Origin of the sequence: Mycobacterium ahvazicum, assembly GCF_900176255.2 — a bacterium.
GTDB lineage: Bacteria > Actinomycetota > Actinomycetes > Mycobacteriales > Mycobacteriaceae > Mycobacterium > Mycobacterium ahvazicum.
Window position 1 is genome coordinate 294414 of sequence record NZ_FXEG02000001.1, and the last position, 20540, is coordinate 314953.

At 66.5% G+C, this 20540-nt stretch carries 22 protein-coding genes; 20 read left to right on the forward strand and 2 right to left on the reverse strand.

Features of this window, described 5'->3' with window-relative positions; genetic code table 11:
• Positions 1–102 precede the first annotated feature (102 nt).
• From MAAFP003_RS01375 to MAAFP003_RS01390, 4 genes are all read left to right on the forward strand, one after another.
• The gene (locus MAAFP003_RS01375) at positions 103–987 is read left to right on the forward strand and encodes an acyl-CoA thioesterase (protein WP_096283777.1); all 885 of its coding nucleotides are present in this window, start codon (positions 103–105) and stop codon (positions 985–987) included.
• A 15-nt stretch (positions 988–1002) separates the two neighbouring features.
• Positions 1003–1917 carry an LLM class F420-dependent oxidoreductase gene (locus tag MAAFP003_RS01380; protein WP_096283779.1) on the forward strand — a complete coding sequence of 305 codons (915 nt, stop codon included), beginning with the start codon at positions 1003–1005 and terminating at the stop codon, positions 1915–1917.
• Positions 1917–3098 (forward strand): acyl-CoA dehydrogenase family protein, encoded by a 1182-nt coding sequence (locus MAAFP003_RS01385; protein ID WP_096283781.1) that lies wholly within the window; start codon positions 1917–1919, stop codon positions 3096–3098. Before MAAFP003_RS01380 ends, MAAFP003_RS01385 begins: the two co-directional genes overlap by 1 nt.
• Before the next feature lie 83 nt (positions 3099–3181).
• Positions 3182–3913 (forward strand): ZIP family metal transporter, encoded by a 732-nt coding sequence (locus MAAFP003_RS01390; protein ID WP_096290800.1) that lies wholly within the window; start codon positions 3182–3184, stop codon positions 3911–3913.
• Here MAAFP003_RS01390 and MAAFP003_RS01395 read toward each other — a convergent pair.
• Positions 3882–4571, reverse strand: a complete 690-nt coding sequence (locus MAAFP003_RS01395; RefSeq protein WP_096283783.1) for a DUF427 domain-containing protein — start codon at positions 4569–4571, stop codon at positions 3882–3884. The two genes, MAAFP003_RS01390 and MAAFP003_RS01395, sit on opposite strands and share 32 nt — an antisense overlap.
• A gap of 113 nt (positions 4572–4684) precedes the next feature.
• Between MAAFP003_RS01395 and MAAFP003_RS01400 the strand changes: the two genes are divergently transcribed.
• The 13 genes from MAAFP003_RS01400 (at position 4685) to MAAFP003_RS01460 (ending at position 16093) form a co-directional block, all read left to right on the forward strand.
• Complete coding sequence (locus tag MAAFP003_RS01400; RefSeq protein WP_096283785.1) at positions 4685–5854, forward strand: CaiB/BaiF CoA transferase family protein; 1170 nt, start codon at positions 4685–4687, stop codon at positions 5852–5854.
• Positions 5855–6018: 164 nt separating this feature from the next.
• Complete coding sequence (locus MAAFP003_RS01405) at positions 6019–6594, forward strand: hypothetical protein (protein WP_096283787.1); 576 nt, start codon at positions 6019–6021, stop codon at positions 6592–6594.
• On the forward strand, positions 6594–7298 hold the full coding sequence (locus MAAFP003_RS01410; RefSeq protein ID WP_096283789.1) for an NIPSNAP family protein: 705 nt from the start codon (positions 6594–6596) through the stop codon (positions 7296–7298). The genes MAAFP003_RS01405 and MAAFP003_RS01410 overlap by 1 nt, the downstream gene beginning before the upstream one ends.
• A 47-nt stretch (positions 7299–7345) precedes the next feature.
• A complete protein-coding gene (locus MAAFP003_RS01415) occupies positions 7346–8521 on the forward strand; it encodes a cytochrome P450 (protein WP_096290801.1) in 1176 nt (391 codons plus the stop codon).
• A 1-nt stretch (position 8522) separates the two neighbouring features.
• Positions 8523–9491, forward strand: a complete 969-nt coding sequence (locus tag MAAFP003_RS01420) for a zinc-binding dehydrogenase (protein WP_096283791.1) — start codon at positions 8523–8525, stop codon at positions 9489–9491.
• Complete coding sequence (locus tag MAAFP003_RS01425) at positions 9488–10234, forward strand: HpcH/HpaI aldolase family protein (RefSeq protein ID WP_096283792.1); 747 nt, start codon at positions 9488–9490, stop codon at positions 10232–10234. Before MAAFP003_RS01420 ends, MAAFP003_RS01425 begins: the two co-directional genes overlap by 4 nt.
• Positions 10231–10635 carry a nuclear transport factor 2 family protein gene (locus MAAFP003_RS01430; RefSeq protein WP_096283793.1) on the forward strand — a complete coding sequence of 135 codons (405 nt, stop codon included), beginning with the start codon at positions 10231–10233 and terminating at the stop codon, positions 10633–10635. Before MAAFP003_RS01425 ends, MAAFP003_RS01430 begins: the two co-directional genes overlap by 4 nt.
• Positions 10632–11354 (forward strand): SDR family NAD(P)-dependent oxidoreductase, encoded by a 723-nt coding sequence (locus tag MAAFP003_RS01435; protein ID WP_096283795.1) that lies wholly within the window; start codon positions 10632–10634, stop codon positions 11352–11354. Before MAAFP003_RS01430 ends, MAAFP003_RS01435 begins: the two co-directional genes overlap by 4 nt.
• The gene (locus tag MAAFP003_RS01440; RefSeq protein WP_096283797.1) at positions 11336–12865 is read left to right on the forward strand and encodes a flavin-containing monooxygenase; all 1530 of its coding nucleotides are present in this window, start codon (positions 11336–11338) and stop codon (positions 12863–12865) included. The genes MAAFP003_RS01435 and MAAFP003_RS01440 overlap by 19 nt, the downstream gene beginning before the upstream one ends.
• Positions 12862–13785, forward strand: coding sequence for an alpha/beta hydrolase (locus MAAFP003_RS01445; RefSeq protein ID WP_096283799.1), 924 nt, complete (start codon positions 12862–12864; stop codon positions 13783–13785). The genes MAAFP003_RS01440 and MAAFP003_RS01445 overlap by 4 nt, the downstream gene beginning before the upstream one ends.
• 78 nt (positions 13786–13863) lie before the next feature.
• Positions 13864–15057, forward strand: a complete 1194-nt coding sequence (locus MAAFP003_RS01450) for an enolase C-terminal domain-like protein (protein WP_096283801.1) — start codon at positions 13864–13866, stop codon at positions 15055–15057.
• 78 nt (positions 15058–15135) lie between these two features.
• A complete protein-coding gene (locus MAAFP003_RS01455; protein WP_096283803.1) occupies positions 15136–15600 on the forward strand; it encodes an acyl-CoA thioesterase in 465 nt (154 codons plus the stop codon).
• 52 nt (positions 15601–15652) lie between these two features.
• On the forward strand, positions 15653–16093 hold the full coding sequence (locus MAAFP003_RS01460; RefSeq protein WP_096283805.1) for an SRPBCC family protein: 441 nt from the start codon (positions 15653–15655) through the stop codon (positions 16091–16093).
• Positions 16094–16177: 84 nt separating this feature from the next.
• Here the strand turns inward: MAAFP003_RS01460 and MAAFP003_RS01465 are convergent, their stop codons facing one another.
• Positions 16178–16873 carry a GntR family transcriptional regulator gene (locus tag MAAFP003_RS01465; protein WP_207768433.1) on the reverse strand — a complete coding sequence of 232 codons (696 nt, stop codon included), beginning with the start codon at positions 16871–16873 and terminating at the stop codon, positions 16178–16180.
• A gap of 159 nt (positions 16874–17032) precedes the next feature.
• Between MAAFP003_RS01465 and fadD5 the strand changes: the two genes are divergently transcribed.
• The 3 genes from fadD5 to MAAFP003_RS01480 all read left to right on the forward strand — a co-directional run bounded on the left by fadD5 (position 17033) and on the right by MAAFP003_RS01480 (position 20536).
• Positions 17033–18679 (forward strand): fatty-acid--CoA ligase FadD5, encoded by a 1647-nt coding sequence (gene fadD5 / locus MAAFP003_RS01470; protein WP_096283807.1) that lies wholly within the window; start codon positions 17033–17035, stop codon positions 18677–18679.
• Positions 18680–18936: 257 nt separating this feature from the next.
• Positions 18937–19653 carry an MlaE family ABC transporter permease gene (locus tag MAAFP003_RS01475; RefSeq protein WP_423790841.1) on the forward strand — a complete coding sequence of 239 codons (717 nt, stop codon included), beginning with the start codon at positions 18937–18939 and terminating at the stop codon, positions 19651–19653.
• 13 nt (positions 19654–19666) lie between these two features.
• Positions 19667–20536, forward strand: coding sequence for an MlaE family ABC transporter permease (locus tag MAAFP003_RS01480; RefSeq protein ID WP_096283811.1), 870 nt, complete (start codon positions 19667–19669; stop codon positions 20534–20536).
• Positions 20537–20540: the final 4 nt, after the last annotated feature.

Genomic DNA, 20540 nt, shown 5'->3' on the forward strand with positions numbered 1-20540 from the left:
CTGCCCGCGGTGCTCGCCGGAGTCTTGTTAGCCAACCTTTACAAATCCTACTCAAAGTGTCACGCTGTGCCGGAAGCTGCCAACGTGAGAGGTGGATCGGATTTGACCACGGAATCTGAGCAGACTGAATGGACGGTTGCGGGCCTGCTGGATCTGTTTGATGTGCGGTCCGACGGGGACGACGACCGGTTCACCGGTGAGACCGGCATCGCCGTCGGCGACGAACGCCAGGTGGTGGAGGGCACTCAGGTGCTGGCCCAGGCGATTGTCGCGGTGGCCAAACGCTTCCCGGACAAGTCGGTGCGCTCGGCGCACGCGGTGTTCTCGCGTGCCGTGACGGTCGGCCCGCCGATCGAGCTCGTCATCGACGTGGTGTCCGAGGGCCGATCGACCGCGACCGCCGTGGTCGCCGTGCATCAGAACGGGCGGCGTTGCCTGAGCATCACCGTGCTCGCCGACGTCCCCACCGACGACGTGATTCGCCACCACCTGACCAAGCCCGACGTGGCCGCCCCGGCCGACGCCCACCACTCGCCGATGCCGATGGTCGGCCGGGAGCTGCGGCTGGTCGACGTCGTCGACGTCAACAGCCCCGACGAGGTCGGCCCGCCGGAGCTGTATGCCTGGCTGCACTACGACCCGATTCCCACCCGAGACGATCTGGCCAAGGCGCTGCTGGCGTACTTCACCGGCCATCTCGGGATCTCCACCACGATGCGCGCGCATGAGGGCATCGGCACCGCCCAGGCACACCTGACCGTGTCCACCGCACCGATGAGCATCTCGGTGGCGTTTCACGAACCGGTGGACTGGACCGGCTGGCTGCTCTACACACATGAGAGCACCCAGGTCGGCGCGGGGATGTCGTACGTGCGCGGCACCGTGCATTCCGAAGAAGGCGAGCTGCTGGCCTCCTTCGCGCAGGAGGCGCTGATCCGGCCGCTGCGCACCAGCGACACCGCGATCGACTCGCGCGCCCGCTTCTGACGGCTGGGGATCCCGATGCGCTTCACGATCACTCACCCGATGCACAGCCACCCCTACAACCCGGAGCTGGCCGGCGGGGATGGCATCGGGAAGGTGGCCGCGGCCACCGAGGCGGCCGGCATCCACGGATTCGGTTTCACCGATCATCCGGCGCCGTCGCAGCGCTGGCTGGAGGCCGGTGGTCACGATGCGCTAGATCCTTTCGTCGCACTGGGTTTCGCGGCGGCCACCACGTCGACGCTGCGGCTGATCCCTAACATCGTGGTGCTGCCCTATCGAAACCCGTTCGTGGTGGCCAAATCCGGCGCCACCCTTGATCTGCTCTCCGGGGGCCGCTTCACGCTCGCGGTCGGCGTCGGCTACCTCAAGCGTGAGTTCGCGGCGCTCGGAGTCGGCTACGACGAGCGCGCCGAGCTGTTCGAAGAATCCCTGCAAGTGATCCGGGCTATCTGGAGCGGCGACGACATCACCTTTGAGGGAAAGCATTTCAGCGCCCGTGGCATCACCGCGCACCCGCGGCCACCGAGCAGCCCGCCGATCTGGATCGGCGGCAACACCACGGCGTCTCGTCAGCGGGTAGCGCAGTACGGCGACGGCTGGTGCCCGTTCCCCGCCCCGCCGCAGCTGGCGCAGACCGCCGGCACCGCGGTGATCGACTCGCTGGACAAGCTCACCGCCGGCATCGACGATCTGCGTCGCCGCTGCGATGCCGAGGGCAGGGACTGGTCGGCGATCGACATCACCTTCACCAACTTCGACGGCGGCAGCATCACCGACGACGACTTCAACGCCGACGCCTACCTCGAAGGCTTGGACAAGCTGGCGAAGCTGGGGGTCACCTGGGTCAGCGTCCACCTGCCCGGCGACGGCATTGGGCACGCGCTCGAGACCCTCGATCGTTTTCGCACCCTCGTGATCGACGCGGCGTAATGGACTTCTCCTACGTCGACCTCTCACCCGAGGACCGGGAATTCTTCGAGCACACCCGGACGTTCATCGCCGAACACGTCACCGACGAGGTGCTGCGCCGGGATCGTGAGACCGGTGAAAACTTCAGTGAGCCAGTGCATTTGGCGTTGGGTGCCGAGGGTTATCTGGCGTCGGATTTCAAGCAGGAGTCCGAGGGGGGATTCGATCCGGTGCGCCGGCGAATCTTCCATCTCGAGATCGGCCGTGCCCACACGCCGTGGTTCCACTGGGGCACCACCGCGGTCGTCGCGCGTTTGGTCAAGCAGTTCGGGAAGCCCGAACTCGTCGACGCGGTACTGCCGGGTGTGCTGTCCGGTGAGATTCGGCTATGCCTGGGCTATACCGAACCGGAGGGGGGTTCGGACGTCGCGACCTGCAGGACCCGAGCCGTACGGGAAGCGGATGGATCGAGCTGGGTTATCAATGGGTCCAAGATGTTCACCTCGAACGCGCAGAACGCCAAGTACGTCTTCCTGCTTACCAACACCGACCCGCAAGCGCAGAAACACAAGAGCCTGACCATGTTTCTGGTGCCGCTGGATTCCGACGGCGTCGAGATCCAGGGCATCCGCACGCTGGACGGCGACCGCACCAACATCGTTTATTACAGCGACGTACGGGTCGACGATCTCTACCGCATCGGCGAGGTCAATGCCGGCTGGAAGGTGATGCGGTTTGCCCTAGACGCCGAACACGGCATTACCGAAACCGAAGACCATGGCCTGCAGAATGTTTCGATGATGTCGGAGCACGGCCATCTGATGGCCGAGGCGGCCGACGGAGTCGCGGCGATTCTTTCCAAGCCGGATTCCAACGGGCGGCGCCCGATTGACGACGAGTCGACGAAATACCGGCTCGGGCGCGCCATGGCCCGCATCGAGGCGGCGCTGTCGACGCCCGGGATCTACGGACGCGTCGCGCTCATTCAGACCATGCGCGACGTCTCGCCGGAATTGATGGACATGCTGGGGACGGCATCGGCATTGCCCACCGACACAACGGGTTCCGCGGACAACGGGGCCGTCGAGTTCATCTTCCGCCACGGTGTGCCCGCCGGGATCTACGGCGGCACGATGGAGGTCTTCCGCAACATGATCGCCCAGCACGAGCTGAAGCTCGGGCGCCCCAGCTACGGCGGCTAGCAACTCTCTTTCAGCCGGGTCGCGTCATACGCTTGAGGCCGTGCTGCTCCGAGTGGACGGACGGCGGAAAGGTGGGCCGCGCGGTGGTCGTTCTGGTGGCCTTCTGTTCGTTCCTCACGACGTTGTCCGGCGGATACGCGGCGTTACGTATCGGTTCCTACCGATATCTCGTGCTCGGCCTGGCGGCCGGGCTGATGCTCGGTGCGGTGAGCTTCGACCTGCTGCCCGAAGCGCTGAGCCACGGCGACGTGTGGTCCCTGTACGGCATTCCTGCTCCGCTCGTGGCGTTCGTTCTCGGCTTTCTCGTGCTGCACATCGTCGAACACACCGTCGGCATTCATCGCGGTCAAACGATGAACGACGCGGTGATCGCCGACGCACCCAGCATCGGGTTGTTGGCCGCGGCGGGGCTGGTGGGCCACAGCGTGATGGACGGATTCGCCATCGGTGCAGCTTTCCAGGCGGGAGCCGGAGCGGGCACAGTGGTTGCGGTGGCGGTGATCGGCCACGACTTCGCGGACGGCTTCAACACGTACACGGTGACGTCGATCTATGGCAATGACCGCCGAAGGGCGCTGACCCTGCTGGTCGCTGATGCCGTCGCGCCGGTCCTCGGTGCGGCCCTCACGCTGCTGGTGACGATTCCCCATCGGGTGCTCGCGGTTTACCTCGGCTTCTTCGCGGGATTCCTGATGTACCTGGCGAGCGCCGACATCCTGCCGAAAGCACACACCGGGCATCGCACCGCGGCCACCTTGGCATGCACCGTCGGCGGGGTGCTGTTCATGTTTGCGATCGTGGCGCTGGCCAGCTGAGCGGCAATTCGGCGAACACGTCGGCACACGCGCCGTCGAAACTCAGAAAACCCTTGATGGGCAGGCTTTCCGGCGGTGGATCCGGATAGCTCCACGCGATGTCCTCGACATCGCCGATCGACCAGTACGTCGCGAATCCCTTGTAGTTGCAGTAACTCGTCGTGTCCGAAGGTCGCAGCAGACCAGTCTGCACATGCGCGGGATCGACGTAAAGCCTTGGTTCGAGCGCGGTCTCGAAAACGATCATGGTTTCGTCGGTATCGACCAGCACGGTGTCCGCGACGCTGACGCGCAGGCGACGCGTGGTGGGCCGGCAGTCGACCCGGTGATACGGGTTCGGCGGGTAGTGAACGAGTTCGCGGCCTTCCTCCAGCCAGGTGTCGACGGCATCCCACGGCACGTGCACGAAACCCGGTGCCGCCGATTCGGGTTCGGCGGGCAGGTCGCCGATTTCGTCGGCGCGGAACAGATAGCTCAGCGGGTGGCCCTGCCGGTGCACCATCAGCACCCGCTCGGTGTCGATCACCGGACGTCCGTCCTTGAACGCCTGCACGCGGCGCGGGTGTGGCTCGATGTAGATCACGCCAGCGGGCAGCGGGGGAGCGAACCGCCCGGCCGGATCGCGGCTGAGCGGACCATGCCCGGCGACCAGACTCATGGTGCCCAGGTTAACGCCGGCGACCGCTTCTTCGGGGCGATGGTGTCAGCTCAGGGTGAGCTGACCGGGGGCAAGTGCGCGGTCCGGTTGAGCCACGGAGTAGGAACGTAGCCATGGCGGGACCGGTGGAAGGCCTCAAAGTCGTCGAGCTCGGAGTGTGGGTGGCCGGACCGGCCGCCAGTGCCATCCTGGCGGACTGGGGTGCCGACGTCATCAAGATCGAACCGCCGGCCGGCGATCCGGGCCGCATGTTCGGCCGGATGCTGGGCTGCGACCTCGGGGTCAACCCGCCGTTCGAGCTGGACAACCGTTCCAAGCGCAGCATCGTCTTAGACCTGACCACCGACGACGGCCGCGACATCGCCTTCGAATTGCTGGCCGAGGCCGACGTTTTCGTGACCAACGTCCGTCCGGGCGCGTTGCAACGCCTCGGCTTCGACTTCGAGTCGCTGTCCGCCCGCTACCCGAGGCTGGTCTACGGCCTGATCACCGGCTACGGCCAGACCGGGCCCGACGCCGACCGGGCCGCCTACGACGTGGCCGCGTTCTGGTCGCGCGCCGGCGTGGCGCACCTGCTGACCCGGCCCGGCCAGACACCGCCGTTCCAGCGGGGCGGCATGGGTGACCACTCGGCGGGCATGACCCTGGCCGCGGCGATCTGCGCGGCGCTGCTGGCCCGCGAGCGCACCGGTAGCGGTCAGCTGGTGAGCACCTCGCTGTACCGGCAGGGCGCCTACACCGTGAGCTTCGACCTCAACACCTACTTGCTGACCGGTCAGCCGATCGCGATCGGCCAACGCGAGACGATGGGCAACCCCTGCATGAACAATTACGCCGCCGGTGACGGGCGGCGCTTCTGGATCGTCGGCCTCGAAGGAGACCGGCACTGGCCGCCGCTGTGCCGCGTCGTCGGCCACCCCGAATGGGTCGACGACTCGCGCTACAGCGACGCGGCCGCCCGCTTCGTCAACGGTCCGGAGCTGATCGCCGAGCTGGACGAAATCTTCGCCACTCGCTCGCTCGACGAATGGGCGCAGGCCTTCGCGGAAGAACCGGACTTCTTCTGGTCGCCGATCAACTCCCTCGAAGACGTTGTGGCCGACGAGCAGTTCCACGCCGCGGGCGGCATCGTCGACGTCCCCGACGGCGACGCCAGCGTCGCGATGGTGGCCACCCCGGCGGACTTCCACGGGACGCCGTGGGCACCGCGCTCACCGGCGCCGCAACTGGGGCAGCACACCGACGAAATCATCGCCGAACTCAAAGCCCGACGCCGCGGCTGACCACCTCGGGGGAGCTTTACAAATTTAGACAGAAGTGTCACGCTGGGGCATGAGTCGCGTCACCCCGGTGTGAGGCGGCGTCAGCCCTTGGGAAGCCCATGACAAGCGCTGCAGCTGCCTTGGAGCGAACGCACTCCGCGGTGTGGCGGTGAGGAACGGATTTGATGGTCACTCCGACGTTCGACATCGGCCAGAGCACACGCGTCAGTGCTGGACGAGCAACCCGCGGCAACGGTGAGTGTCTGCGGTATCGACTGGATGTGGTGGCTGCGAGCGCGGTCGACGTCGTGCACTCGGCCGGCGGTTGGCTCTATGACCGGGTGATGGCCGGCTGGGAGGTGACCGTCCTGCTGCCGGGCGGCTGCGACACCCGACCGCTGCGCATTCTGGGCGTCACGGTGGTGGACACGGACAACGTCGCGACCGCGATGGGATCGACCAGTCACACCCTGGCCGTCAGCGCCGAGGCGTTCACCGCTGACGCCCGCGTGCGCGATAAGGTGCTCAAGTCCCTCGACGACCGGCTGACCGAAGTCGCGCTGTGGGGCGAGGGGTGGCCGTTGGGCGTGAACCGCGGCATGACCCGAGCCCAGCACGTGCTGTCGGCCGCGGCGCGCAAATTCAAGGGCTATGCCCTTGCGGCAGCGGGGATCCCGTCTGCCCTGGTCGAACCGACCGAGACGCTGCTGTGTGAGGCGAATTATTCGCGCGTCGACTCAGAGCCGGTGCGGCTCGACTGATGAAGAAGTATTACGGCCACACCCTGCTCTACCTGCACGAGACGATCTCGCTGGGATCGGGGTTAAGCGGCCGCTTCACCGAGGTTTTCACCGACACCTACCAGCCGATGATGGAAGCGCTGGGCGCCCGGCTGTTCGCGATGTGGGAAACCACGCCCTACAACGGGCACTGGCCGCAGGTCACCGTCATCTGGGAGATCGACGGATTTTCCGACTATGCGAGGATAGGCGCCGCCCAGGCCCGGGGAGGAGACCACGAGGCCGCGGCCGGCAAGTGGGCGGCGTTCCTGTCCGACATCGGGGCCTGCGGCGAGGGCCGGATCATGTACCCCGGGCCGAGTAACAAAACGCTGGCCCAGCTACGCGAAGCCAATTTCGCTGCGCCACTGGTGATTCAGGAGATCATGCAAACCAAGCCAGGGCGCCAGGACGACTACATCCGGGAGTTGGAACGGCTTTACGTCCCGTGGTCGGAGCGCACCGGCAAACGCTGGCTGGGATCGTTTACCACCACGTTCCGTTTCAACGAGGTCATCCACTACTGGGCGCTGGACGGCGGCTGGGAATGCTTCGCCAATCACTACCCCTCCTGGAAGGACAGCCCGCCCGCCGAGATCGTCACCTGGATGAGCGTGGCACCGGCATTGCGCGACGGCTGGGAAGACTCGATTCTGCAGGCTCTACCGCCCTCTCCGCTGCAGTGACCGCCCCCACCTCCGACTTCGCGTACGACCCCTTCGACGCGGACGTCATGGCAAACCCGTTGCCGTACTACCGAACCCTGCGCGATCACCATCCGGTCTATTACATGCCGCAATGGGATACCTACGCGCTGTCCCGCTTCGAGGACATCTGGCAGGTTCTCGAAGTCAACGACGGAACCTTCGTCGCGTCGGAAGGAACCCTGCCCCCGGCGACCGTGTTGGCCAAGCACAACAGCGGGCCGGTCGAGGATCCGCCATTGCACCCCTTGCCATTTCACGCCGTGTTCGACACCGACCTGTACGGCGAGATCCGTCGTTCCCACTCGGCGCCACTGCGGCCGCGGTCGGTCGCCGGCCTGGAGGCCAGGATCCGCGAACTCGCCAACGAGCGCCTCGACCTGCTGCTGCCACGGGGGTCCTTCGACCTGACCCAGGACTACGGTGGCATCGTGGCCGCCTCGATGGTGTGCGACTTGCTGGGAATATCAACCGAACTCGCGCCGCAGGTGTTGGCCGCGGTCAACGCCGGAAGCCTCGCGGCACCCGGTGAGGGTGTCGACACCGCGCAGGCTCGGCCCAACTACCTCGAATACCTGATCCCCGTGGTGCAACGGCGCCGGGCCGACCAATCCGGCGCGCCGCTTCCGGTGGTCGACGGGCTGCTGGGTTACCGGCTGCCCGACGGCAGCGCCCTGTCCGACGTCGAAACCGCCACGCAGATGCTGTGCATCTTCATCGGCGGCACCGAAACCGTGCCCAAGATCGCTGCGCACGGCCTATGGGAGCTGAGCCAGCGGCCCGACCAGCTCGCCGCCGTGCGTGCCGATCCGGTCAACACCGTGCCGGTGGCCCGTGAGGAGATGCTGCGGTACTGCGCGCCCGCGCAATGGTTTGCCCGAACGGCGCGGCGGCCCTTCACGATTCACGACCAGACCATCGAGCCGGGCCAGCGGGTGATCACGCTGCTCGCCTCGGCCAATCGCGACGAACGGGAGTATGAAAACCCCGACGAGTTCGTCTGGGATCGGCCCATCGCCCGCTCGCTGGTCTTCGGCCGCGGCCAGCACTTCTGCATCGGATATCACCTGGCCCGGCTGGAAGTCGCGGTGCTCGTTCAGGAATGGCTGCGCCGGGTGCCGGACTTCGCGATCAAGGGCCACGACGCGACCCGCCTGCCGTCCAGCTTCCAGTGGGGATGGAACCAGATCCCGGTGGAGGTCTGACGTGTGGTCCTACCGGATCATCGCCCCGTATGAGTTCGAGCGCACGTCGATCGTCGAGAAGAAGCCGGACGACCTGGCCGACGGGCAGGTGCTACTGCGGTTCCTGGCGGCCGGGGTGTGCGGCAGCGACCTGCCGGGTTTTCGCGGCGCCCAGGGCAGGCTTGCCGGTGACGACGGCCGCAGCGCGGCCGAAAAGGACGGCTTCCCGATCCACGAAGTCGCCGGTGAGGTGATTGCCAGCCGGCATCCCGAACACCGGGTCGGCGATCGCGTGGTGGGCTGGGCTTCCGGGTTCGACGGGTTGATGGAGCGGGTCATCAGTGACGGCAACGGCCTGGCGCCCTACGACCCCGCGCTCACCGCGGCGCAGGCGGTCGGGCTGCAGCCGCTGGCGTGTGTCCTGTATGCCTGCGAGCAACTGCCGGACCTGGCGGGCAAGCACGTCGCGATCATCGGCCAGGGCTCGATCGGGTTGCTGTTCTCCTACGTCGCCAAGGCGGCCGGGGCCCGACGCGTCACCGGTGTGGACCCGGTCGACCGGCAAAGCCTCGCAAGGACATTCGGTGTCGATGAGGCGGTGCGTGCGACCAGCGACCGCTGGGTCAGTCGACTGGCGCCGACCGATCGCGCGGAGGTCGTCATCGAGGCCGTCGGTCATCAGGTCGCCACGCTGGGCCATGCCATCGAGGCCACCGCCCCCGGCGGCACGGTCTTCTACTTCGGCGTCGCCGACGACGAGGCCTACCCGATTAGCATGCGTCTCATGCTGCGCAACAACTTGACCCTGAAATCCGGTGTGACACTTGACCGGCGGCGGGTACTCGAGCTCGCCGGCAAGTTCGCCGCCGAACATCCCGAGCTACTCGGCTGCTATCTCACGCACACCTTCGGGATCGACGACGTGCAGGGCGCATTCGACCTGGCGTGCCGGCCGGTTCCCGAGCGCGTCAAGATCGCGATCGCACAGTGAGCGCCTTCCGCGACGCGCTGGCCAAGGCCGCCCCGATCTGGGGCGGCTGGGTCACTGGCCCGACGCTGATCGGGCCGGAGGAATTCGCCCGGGCCGGATATGACTACGTCGGATTCGACGCCCAGCACGGCTATCTCGACGACGCCGACATCGCCGGCATCCTCCGGCGCCTCGAGCAGGTACCCATCGCGACCGCGGTGCGGTTGCCCAATGCCGACCCCGCACCGATCGGGCGGGTGGCCGACGCCGGTGCCGACGCCGTCGTCGTCGCGATGGTCGAGTCGGCCGGCCAGGCCGCCGCGGCCGTGGCCGCGACCCGTTACCCACCGGCGGGCGTCCGCAGCTTCGGGCCGCTGCGCGCCGGCCTGGGGCTCGACCCCGCCGCCCACGAGGCGCGGGTGAGCGTGTTCGCAATGATCGAAACCGCGGCGGCGCTGGCGAACCTTGCTGACATCTGTGCGGTCGATGGGCTGGCCGGAATCTATGTCGGGCCAGCCGATTTGGCGATCTCGATGGGGCACCGGCCCGTCGGATCGACCCGGCAGCCCGAAGTGCTGGACGCGATCGTGCGGATCCACCGCGTCGCGACCGAAGCCGGACTGGTCACCGGGATTCACGCCAGTGAGGGCAAGACCGGTCACGCGATGGCGCAGCTCGGCTTTCGGATGATCACCCTGGCCGCCGAATCGGCGGCCCTGCGACGCGGGGCGATCGAGCATTTACGCGAAGCGACCGGACAGTGACCGACGAGCGCACCGCGATCCGCGAACTGATCGCCGCCTACGCACTCGCTCTCGACGGCGTCGACGTCGACGCGTGCGTGCAGCTGTTCACCGATGACGCGGAATTCCTGGTCTATGGACGGGCTTTCGCCGGACCCGAAGGGATCGCCACGATGTTCACCGATGCTCCCCGCGGGCTGCACCTGACCGGGGTGTCGCGCATCGACGTCGGCCCCGAAGAAGACACCGCGACCGCCCGCACGCAGGTCCTGTTCGTCAGGGCCGGTGATCTGCACCTGCGCCCCGCGCTCTACGACGACCAGTTGGTCCGCCGCGACGGTCAATGGCGTTTCCGGCAGCGCAGATGCCAGTTCGTCACCAGCCGCGGCCTGTCCGAAAGCCCGGAGGTCGCGTCATCATGAGCGTCGCACTCGTCACCGGAGCGGCCGGCGGCCAGGGCTGGGCGATCGCGAAAAGGCTTCGCGGCAACGGGTATTCGGTGGCGGCCTGCGACCGGCGCGCCGAGGACGTCGCGGCCGCTGTCGCGGAATTGGGTGACGACGAGGTGATCGCGATCGAACTGGACGTGACCAGCGAGCAGCAATGGGAGGCCGCCGTCGCATCGACGGTGGACCGCTTCGGGGGGTTGACCACGCTGGTCAACAACGCCGGGGTGCTGCATCGTGCCGCGCTGGGCGACGAGACAGTCGCGGATTTCGAAAATGCTTGGCGGGTCAACTGTCTGGGCGCCTTCCTGGGCATGCGAGCCGCACTCGCTCAGCTGCGGGAAGCCGAACACGCGGCGATCGTGAATATCTGCAGCACCGGAGCCATCCGCCCGTTCCCGGCGCACTGCGCCTACGGTTCGTCGAAGTGGGCGCTTCGGGGGCTGACCCAAACGGCGGCGGCCGAACTCGCGCCGTGGGGCATTCGGGTCAATGCGGTGTTCCCCGGGCCGATCGCGACCTCGATGCTCGACGATGCCACGCAGGCGCGGCTGACGGCGACGGCGCAGTTCGGGCGGCTGGGGCAGCCTACCGAAATCGCCGATGCGGTAGCCTTTCTGGTGTCGGAGGCCGCGTCGTTCATCACCGGTTCGGAACTGGTCGTCGATGGTGGGCAATGCCTACAAATCCGATGAGGACGACATTGTCGGTCGGCATCATCGGTGCCGGGCCGGGCGGACTGGCATTGGGAATCCTGTTGGATCGAGCCGGATTTCACGACTTCACCATCTTCGACCGCGAAGACGACGTCGGCGGCACGTGGCGGATCAACACCTACCCGGGACTGGCCTGCGACGTCAAGTCGCATCTGTATTCGTTCTCCTTCGACCTGAACCCGCATTGGTCGCGGTTATGGTCCGGCCAGCCCGAGATCCTCGCCTACTTCGAGCGCTGCGCCGACAAATACGGGTTGCGGCCGCATCTGCGGCTGCGCACCGAAATTCGTTCGGCGACTTGGGAAGAAGACGCACAGCAATGGTGTCTTACTACCAGTAACGGCGAAGAACACCGCTTCGACGTCGTGGTCTCCGCCGTGGGCCTGTTCACCCGGCCTCTTCTCCCGGAGCTCGTCGAGCAGGAGCCGTTCACCGGGACCGTGATGCACTCGTCGCAATGGGACCATTCGATAGATCTCGAGGGCGCGCGGGTGGCTGTGTTGGGTACCGGCTCGACGGCGTCACAGCTGCTGCCCGAACTCGCAAAGGTCGCTGCCCGGGTCTATTCGGTACAGCGCTCGCCGACCTGGATTCTGCCCAAGCCGGATCGGCACTACACCCGACGGGAGCGCTGGGCCTTCACTCATCTGCCGTTCGCCAAAAGGCTGTACCGGACCCGGCTGTGGCTGCGCAGCGAATCCAACATCTCGGTGATCGAGCACGGCAGCGAAAAGACGCAGGATTTCACCGCGATCGCCCTTGACTTGCTTGAAAAGACGGTCGCCGACCAGGAATTGCGGCAACGGTTGACTCCGGATCACCCGATGGGCTGCAAGCGGCTGGTGTTCTCCTCGGACTACCTGCCGACGCTGACCCGGCCCAATGTCGAGGTGGTGTCCAGTCCGGCCCGCTACCTCAAGGCCCGATCCTTCGTCACCGAAGACGGCACCGAGCGTGACGTCGACGTCGTGGTGTGTGCCACCGGCTACGCCGCCGCCGACTATCTCGGGCAGCTGGATGTCCTCGGCGAGGGTGGCACCACGCTGCGCGAGGTGTGGAGCGAGGGGGCGCATGCGTATCTCGGCATGGCCGTCCCCGGGTTCCCGAACTTCTTCATGCTGTACGGGCCCAACACGAATGTCGGCTCCAACAGCGTGATCTTCATGTTGGAAGCTCAGGCGCGTTACATCGTGCGGGTGTTGAAGTACCTGCGGCGCCGGGGCAAGACGTACGTGGCGGTGCGGCCGTCGGCGCTGGCGCGGTTCATCGTCAAGATCGACCGATGGATGGTCGGCACTGTGTGGACGACCCAGTGCAGCAACTACTTTCGGGCCGCTAACGGGCGCGTGGTCACCCAGTGGCCGCGCAGCGCGCGTAGCTTCTGGGAGATGACGCGCAGGTTCACGCCCGGCGACTTCGTGTTCTCCAGTCATCCGCGCCGGCCCGTGTCCGCCGGTCATGGGGCCGTCAGCGCACCGGAGGCACGATGACGGACCTGGACGGAGCGCAACGCCTGCATCCGGTGCTGCGCGCGGTCGCGACGACTCGAACAGTCTTCTCCCCGGAGGCAATTCAGTCGATGCGCGGACCGTTCGACCAGCGCCGCCGTGACGCCGCGGCCATCACCGAGTTGCCGGGCGTGCAGATCACCAGCGACACCGCCGGCAACGTGCCGGTGCGCATCTATCGCGGCGGGCCGTCACCGGCACCGGTCGTCGTCTATTGCCACGCGGGCGGATTCGCGCTGGGCAACCTCGACACCGACCACCGGCAGTGCGGCGAACTCGCCCGCCGCGGCCGCTGCACGGTGGTGTCGGTCGACTACCGGCTGGCCCCGGAACACCCCTACCCGGCGGCACTCGACGACGCGATCGCGGTGCTCGAGTGGGTCACCGGCAAGGCGGCGGAACTGGATGTGGACATCACGCGGCTGGCGGTCGCGGGCAGCAGTGCCGGGGCCACTTTGGCCGCATCCCTGGTGCAGCGTTGCGCCGACGGGTCGCTGCCGCCCGTCGTGTTCCAGCTGTTGCACCAGCCGGTGCTCGACGATCGCCCTACCGCGTCGAAAGCGGAGTTTCGCACCAGCCCGGCATTCGACAGTGAGGCGGCCGAACTGATGTGGCGCTACTACCTGGGTGACCGGCCCGCATCGCCGGACACCGTGCCGGCGCGGCGTCCCGAATTAAAGCATTTACCAACAACTTTGATCACCTGCGCGGAGATCGACCCGTTTCGCGACGAAGCGATCGACTACGCGCTGCGGCTGCTGCGCGCCGGCGTGTCCACCGAATTGCACGTATTCGCGCGCACCTGCCACGGTTTCGATTCGCTGCTGCCCGACTGGTCGGAGTCCGAGCGGCTGTTCACGCTGCAGGGTCAGGCGCTGCACCGCGTCTGGTACGCGATCTGAGCCGACCCGGCTCGAGATACCGGCGTAGGACCTTTGCCCCTACCCGTCAACGTGGCGGGTCGCGAACAATGACCCGTTATGAGGATCACCGGCTTACAGGTCGTGCCATTCGAGACCTTTGTCGACCGAATCTCGTTCGGCCAGTTGACTACCGATTACCGTGTGGTGCAGACCGTGACGAAGGTACTCACCGACGAGGGCGTCGAGGGTTACTACTTCGGGGGTCATTTCCATGGCGACCAGGACGGGCTGTTGCCCGGTGACCGGGCGCTGATAACTCAATTCTTGAGTCCCCTGCTCACCGGCCAGGATCCCTTCGACCGGGCGGAGATCTGGCGTCAACTCTGGGCCGCGAAACTACCGGAGAATGTCTGCAGCGTCATCGATCTGGCCCTTTGGGATTTGGCGGGCCGAGCCACCGGGCTACCCACGCGCAAGTTGCTGGGCGGCGCTCGTGACCGCGTCAAGGCCTACGCGAGCAGCTTCAACAATCTGGGCAGTCCTGACGAGTACGCGGCTCATGCCGCCGACTGCCGGCGTCAGGGTTATCGGGCCTACAAGATCCATCCGTACCACTATTGGAACCCCGCGACCCGCCAACCCGCTCTGCCGCGACCATCGTATGTGGACTGGGATCTACAGGTGTGCCGCGAGGTTCGGGCGGCGGTCGGAGACGACATGGTGCTCATGTTCGACCCGTGGGGCACCTACCAGACGTTCGAAGACGCCCTGCTGGTCGGCCGCGAGCTGGAACGGCTGGGTTTCTATTGGTATGAGCACCCGATGCCCGAGTACCGGGTCGAGTCATATGTGAAACTGGTTGACGCACTTGATATCCCGATCTGCTCACCGGAGATCGCCGAGGGCGGTGTCTATACTCGAGCGGACTGGATCTTGCGTCGTGCCTCCGATATCACCCGCATCGACGTCTTACGCGGAGGCATTACCGGAGTGATGAAGCTGGCCGGAATGGCCGAGGCCGTCGGCATGCGCTGTGAGCTACACATGAGCGGCTTCGGCAACTTGCAGGTCCTGGGTGCTACGAGCGACGACGTGTGCGAATACTACGAGCGCGGCCTGCTCGGGCCCGGGGTCCGCTACGACACCGTGCCGGCCTATCTTGACGCGTCGTGCGACCCGCTGGGCGCGGACGGATTCGTCGACCTACCGCAGGCACCCGGGCTCGGTTACCAGATCCGTTGGGATTACATCGAAAATCACCGCCTTGCCGACATAGCGGCCGAACCCGTCGCACCCCTGCACCCGAGGTAGCCGCCGTGAATCGTGGGCCGGCCGAACCAATCCGGTGCGGCACCGCCCACCGGGGGTCACACATGTTGGAATACCAGCATGGCTCTCATTCCGCCGGCCCCAGAGCGGCTCACCAGCAGCGACTTCCCGGTGCTGTGGCCGGTGGGCACCCGGTGGGCCGACAACGACATGTTCGGTCACCTCAACAACGCGGTCTATTACCAGTTGTTCGACACCGCGATCAATGCCTGGATCACGATCGGCACCGGGCTTGACCCGACCACGATGCCGGCCTTGGGCGTCGTCGCCGAGTCGGGCTGCCGCTACTTCTCCGAACTGCAATTCCCGCAGCGTCTCGAGGTGGGTCTCGCCGTGACACGGCTGGGCCGCAGCAGCGTCACCTACCGGCTCGGCGTGTTCGATTCACGAGAGGGTCAACAGCCGCGGCCGGTCACCGCGCTCGGGCATTGGGTGCACGTTTACGTGGACCGTACTGGCCGCAAGCCCACCCCGATTCCCGACCCCATCCGGACCCTGCTGTCGACGGCCTGCGTGGCGGTTTAACCGAGAAAGCGCCAGGCGCTGGGGCTTTCGCGCGCCCGGCTATGCTTCGGCAATGCCCGTATTGAGCAAAACCGTCGAGGTCGAGACCAACGCCGCGGCCATCATGGCCATCGTCGCGGATTTCGAGCGGTATCCGGAGTGGAGCGACGGGGCCAAGGGCTGCTGGGTGCTGGCGCGCTACGACGACGGCCGGCCCAGCCAGATTCGGTTGGACGCCGCCTACCAGGGTTTCGAGGGTGTGTTCATTCAGGCCATCTACTACCCGGGACCGAACCAGATTCAGACCGTGCTGCAGCAGGGCGAGCTGTTCAAGAAGCAGGAGCAGCTGTTCAGCGTGGTGGAAACCGGCGCCTCGAGCCTGTTGACCGTTGACATCGACGTCGAACCGTCGATGCCGGTGCCCGCGCCGATGGTGAAGATGATGCTGAACAACGTGCTCGACCACCTGGCGGAGAACCTGAAGAAGCGCGCCGAACAGCTGGCCTCCGGCTGACGCCGCGAGGCTCGCCGACCGTGGGGCATATGTACGAATGGTAGTGAAAAAGTGTGCATATCCCCCACGCTCGACGCCCGCCGGCTAACCGAAAATCCCGGCCCCGTCCAGCATTTGGGTCAGTCGGTGCGCCGCATCGGTGAATTGCCAGACCGTGTGCTCGATCACCGCGGACGTATCCCGACGGCGCAGCGCGGCGATCAGCTGCCGGTGATTGTCGACCGCGGCGACACCCCACTGCGGATCGCCGGCGTACACCAGCACCGGCATATACCGCGCGGCGTTGAGCAGGAACCAGGCCAGCTTGATCCGACCGCTGGCCTGGTTGAAGACGCGGTGAAACGAGAACTCGATGCCCGCGATGGTCTCGGGGTCGCTGGAGCCCACGGCCGCGGCGAGCGAATTGTTGATCCGCTCCAGCTCGTCGATCTCGGCCTCGGTGATGTGTGAGGTGGCCGCCGCGGCCAATTCCCTGGCGATGGTGGCCTGCAGCCAGAAGATGTCGTCGATGTCCTGACGGGTCAGTGGCAGCACGACGTGGCCGCGGTGCGGCTCCAGCTGCACCATGCCCTCACCGCGCAGCTTCAGCAGAGCTTCGCGCACCGGCGTCACGCTGACCCCGAGTTCGGCCGCCGTCTCGTCGAGGCGTATGAAGGTGCCCGGGCGCAATGTCCCCGACATGATCGCTGCCCGCAGGTGACCCGCGACCTCGTCCGACAGCTGCGCTCGGCGCAGTTGCCGCCGCCTGCCGTGGGTTCGCGTAGATAGAGGTACGTTCACGTCGGTGGCCAGGCTTTCGAGGAGCGTTTTCAGGGAGTTTTCAGGGCGTATCGGGGCTTGTCATCAGGGCGGTAAGGCCATAGTGTGACCCACACAACACTATGTTTTATCAAATATCAACCTGTCGCAAGCGGTGCGCGAGTGAAGGGAAGGTATTAGTTGACCGCGCAACTTGCTAGCCACGAGGCACAAGCGTCGCAGCCGTCACACCCGACCGCGCAGCCGTATCAGGCCCGCCGGCAGAACTGGGTCAACCAGCTGGAGCGCCACGCCCTCATGCAGCCGCAGGCCGTCGCGCTGCGCTTCAGCGGGCGCACGCTAACCTGGGCTGACCTGCAGCGACGCGTCACCGCGCTGGCCGCAGCGCTGCGCCGCCGCGGGGTCGGCGCCGGGGACCGGGTGATGATCCTGATGCTCAACCGCCCGGAGTTCGTCGAGGCGATGCTGGCCACCAGCATGCTCGGCGGCATCGCGGTTCCGCTGAACTTCCGGCTCACCCCCTCCGAGATCGCGTTCCTGGTCGAGGACTGCGAGGCGCGGGTGATGGTCACCGAAGCGGTGCTGGCTCCGGTGGCCACCGGCGTGCGCGACATTGCGCCGCTGCTCGCCCCCGTGATCGCGGCCGGTGGCTCGACGGACGACAATGTGCTCGGCTACGAAGACCTGATCGACGAGCCCGGCGGCGCGCCCGAGCCGGTGGACGTCCCGAACGACTCGCCGGCCCTGATCATGTACACCTCGGGCACCACCGGCCGCCCCAAGGGCGCCGTGCTCACCCACACCAACCTGACCGGGCAAACGATGACCGGGCTCTACACCAACGGCGCCGACATCAACAACGATGTCGGTTTCATCGGGGTCCCGCTGTTCCACATCGCCGGCGTCGGCAACCTGCTCGGCGGGCTGCTACTCGGTCTGCCCACGGTCATCTATCCCCTCGGGGCGTTCGACCCGGGCCAGCTGCTCGACGTGCTCGCCGCCGAGAAGGTCACCGGCATCTTCCTTGTTCCCGCGCAATGGCAGGCCGTCTGCGCCGAGCAGCAGGCCCGCCCCCGCGACCTGAAGCTGCGGATCATGTCGTGGGGAGCCGCCCCCGCACCGGACGCGCTGCTGCGGGAGATGTCGGCCACGTTCCCCGGCACCCAGATCCTCGCCGCGTTCGGCCAGACGGAGATGTCTCCGGTCACCTGCATGCTGCTCGGCGAGGACGCGATCCGTAAGCGCGGGTCGGTCGGCAAGGTGATCCCGACGGTCGCCGCTCGCGTCGTCGACGAGAACATGAACGATGTGCCGGTCGGTGCGGTCGGCGAAATCGTCTACCGCGCACCGACATTGATGAGCGGCTACTGGAACAACCCGGAGGCCACCGCGGAGGCGTTCGCGGGCGGTTGGTTCCACTCCGGCGACCTCGTCCGGATGGACGAGGAGGGCTACGTTTGGGTGGTCGATCGCAAGAAGGACATGATCATCTCCGGCGGCGAGAACGTCTACTGCGCTGAAGTGGAGAACGTGCTGGCCGGCCACCCCGGCATCGTCGAGGTCGCGGTCATCGGCCGGGCCCACGAGAAATGGGGCGAGGTACCGATCGCGGTCGCGGCGATCACCGTCGAGCGCCTCACCCTCGGGGATCTGGACGAATTTCTCACCGAGCGCCTCGCCCGTTACAAGCACCCCAAGGCACTCGAGATCGTCGACGCGTTGCCCCGCAATCCGGCCGGCAAGGTCCTCAAGACTGAGCTACGGGTTCGCTACGGCACCGTCGGCACAACTCAAAATGAGGCTACTTCAAGGGATTTCACGTCATGAGAGGAAAGCTGACAGAAACTGTAACGTTTGCCCGTTGTTGACGAAGGGTTAATTGTGCGGATGCGGTTCACACCTGCTTGGCCATCGGGTACATTCCTGTGGTCTCCGTTACTACTTGCCAGTAGGGAGTCGGTGATCACACATGTGGGTCCGGGGCAAGGTGGGGGCGGTCTGCGGGCGGGCGGGGCCCCTACCTCGTCGGCTATCTGCGCGATCAGCTGGAGACGCCGCTGACACTGATCGGCGGGTTCTTCCGGATGTGCGTGCTGACCGGCCGGGCGTTGTTCCGCCGGCCCTTCCAGTGGCGCGAGTTCGTCCTGCAGTGCTGGTTCATCATGCGGGTCGCGTTCCTGCCGACCGTCTTCGTCTCCATCCCGCTGACCGTGCTGCTGATCTTCACGCTCAACGTGCTGCTGGCCCAGTTCGGTGCCGCCGACCTGTCCGGCGCCGGCGCGGCGATCGGCGCGGTGACCCAGCTTGGTCCGCTGACCACGGTGCTGGTGGTTGCGGGGGCCGGATCGACCGCGATCTGCGCGGATCTGGGCGCGCGCACCATCCGCGAGGAAATCGACGCGATGGAGGTGCTCGGCATCGACCCGATCCACCGGCTGGTGGTGCCCCGGGTGATCGCCGCGACCCTGGTCGCCACGCTGCTCAACGGCCTGGTCATCACCGTCGGCCTGGTGGGCGGCTACCTGTTCGGGGTGTATCTGCAGAACGTCTCCGGTGGTGCCTACCTGGCCACCCTGACCACGATCACCGGGCTGCCCGAGGTCGTCATCGCGACCCTCAAGGCGGCGATCTTCGGCCTGATCGCCGGCCTGGTCGGCTGCTATCGCGGCCTGACTGTGCGCGGCGGTTCGAAGGGCCTGGGGACTGCCGTCAACGAAACCGTGGTGCTCTGCGTTGTCGCGCTATACGCGGTGAACGTGGTGCTGACCACGATCGGCGTGCGATTCGGAACGGGACATTGAGAGGGGGCCAGATATGACGAACGTCGCCGTACTGCGTGCCCGGTTCCCGCGGGCAGCTGAAAACCTGAACCGCTACGGCGGTGCCGCCGGCCGCGGGCTCGACGACGTCGGCCGGATGGCCTGGTTCGGGATGATCTGCATCGCGCACGTGCCGCATGCGCTGCGCAACTACCGCAAGGAAACGCTGCGGCTGATCGCTCAGATCGGCATGGGTACCGGGGCCATGGCCGTCGTCGGTGGCACGGTCGCCATCGTCGGCTTCGTCACGCTGTCCGGTAGTTCGCTGGTCGCCATCCAGGGTTTCGCGTCGCTGGGCAACATCGGCGTCGAGGCGTTCACCGGCTTCTTCGCCGCACTGATCAACGTGCGCATCGCCGCCCCGGTCGTCACCGGCATCGCGATGGCCGCGACCGTCGGCGCGGGCGCCACCGCCGAACTCGGCGCCATGCGGATCAGCGAGGAGATCGACGCCCTGGAAGTCATGGGCATCAAGTCGATCTCGTTCCTGGCCACCACCCGGTTCATGGCCGGGCTGGTGGTGATCATCCCGATCTACGCGCTGGCGATGATCATGTGCTTCCTGTCGCCGCAGATCACCACGACGGTGCTGTATGGGCAGTCCAACGGAACCTACGACCACTACTTCCGGACGTTCCTGCGCCCCGACGACGTGTTCTGGTCGTTCCTGGAGGCCATCATCATCACCGCGGTCGTGATGATCACGCACTGCTTCTACGGCTACAACGCCGGCGGCGGGCCCGTCGGCGTCGGTGAGGCGGTTGGCCGCTCGATGCGGTTCTCTCTGGTCTCGGTGCAGGTTGTGGTGTTGTCCGCCGCGTTGGCGCTGTACGGCGTCAACCCGAACTTCGCCTTAACGGTGTAGCCGC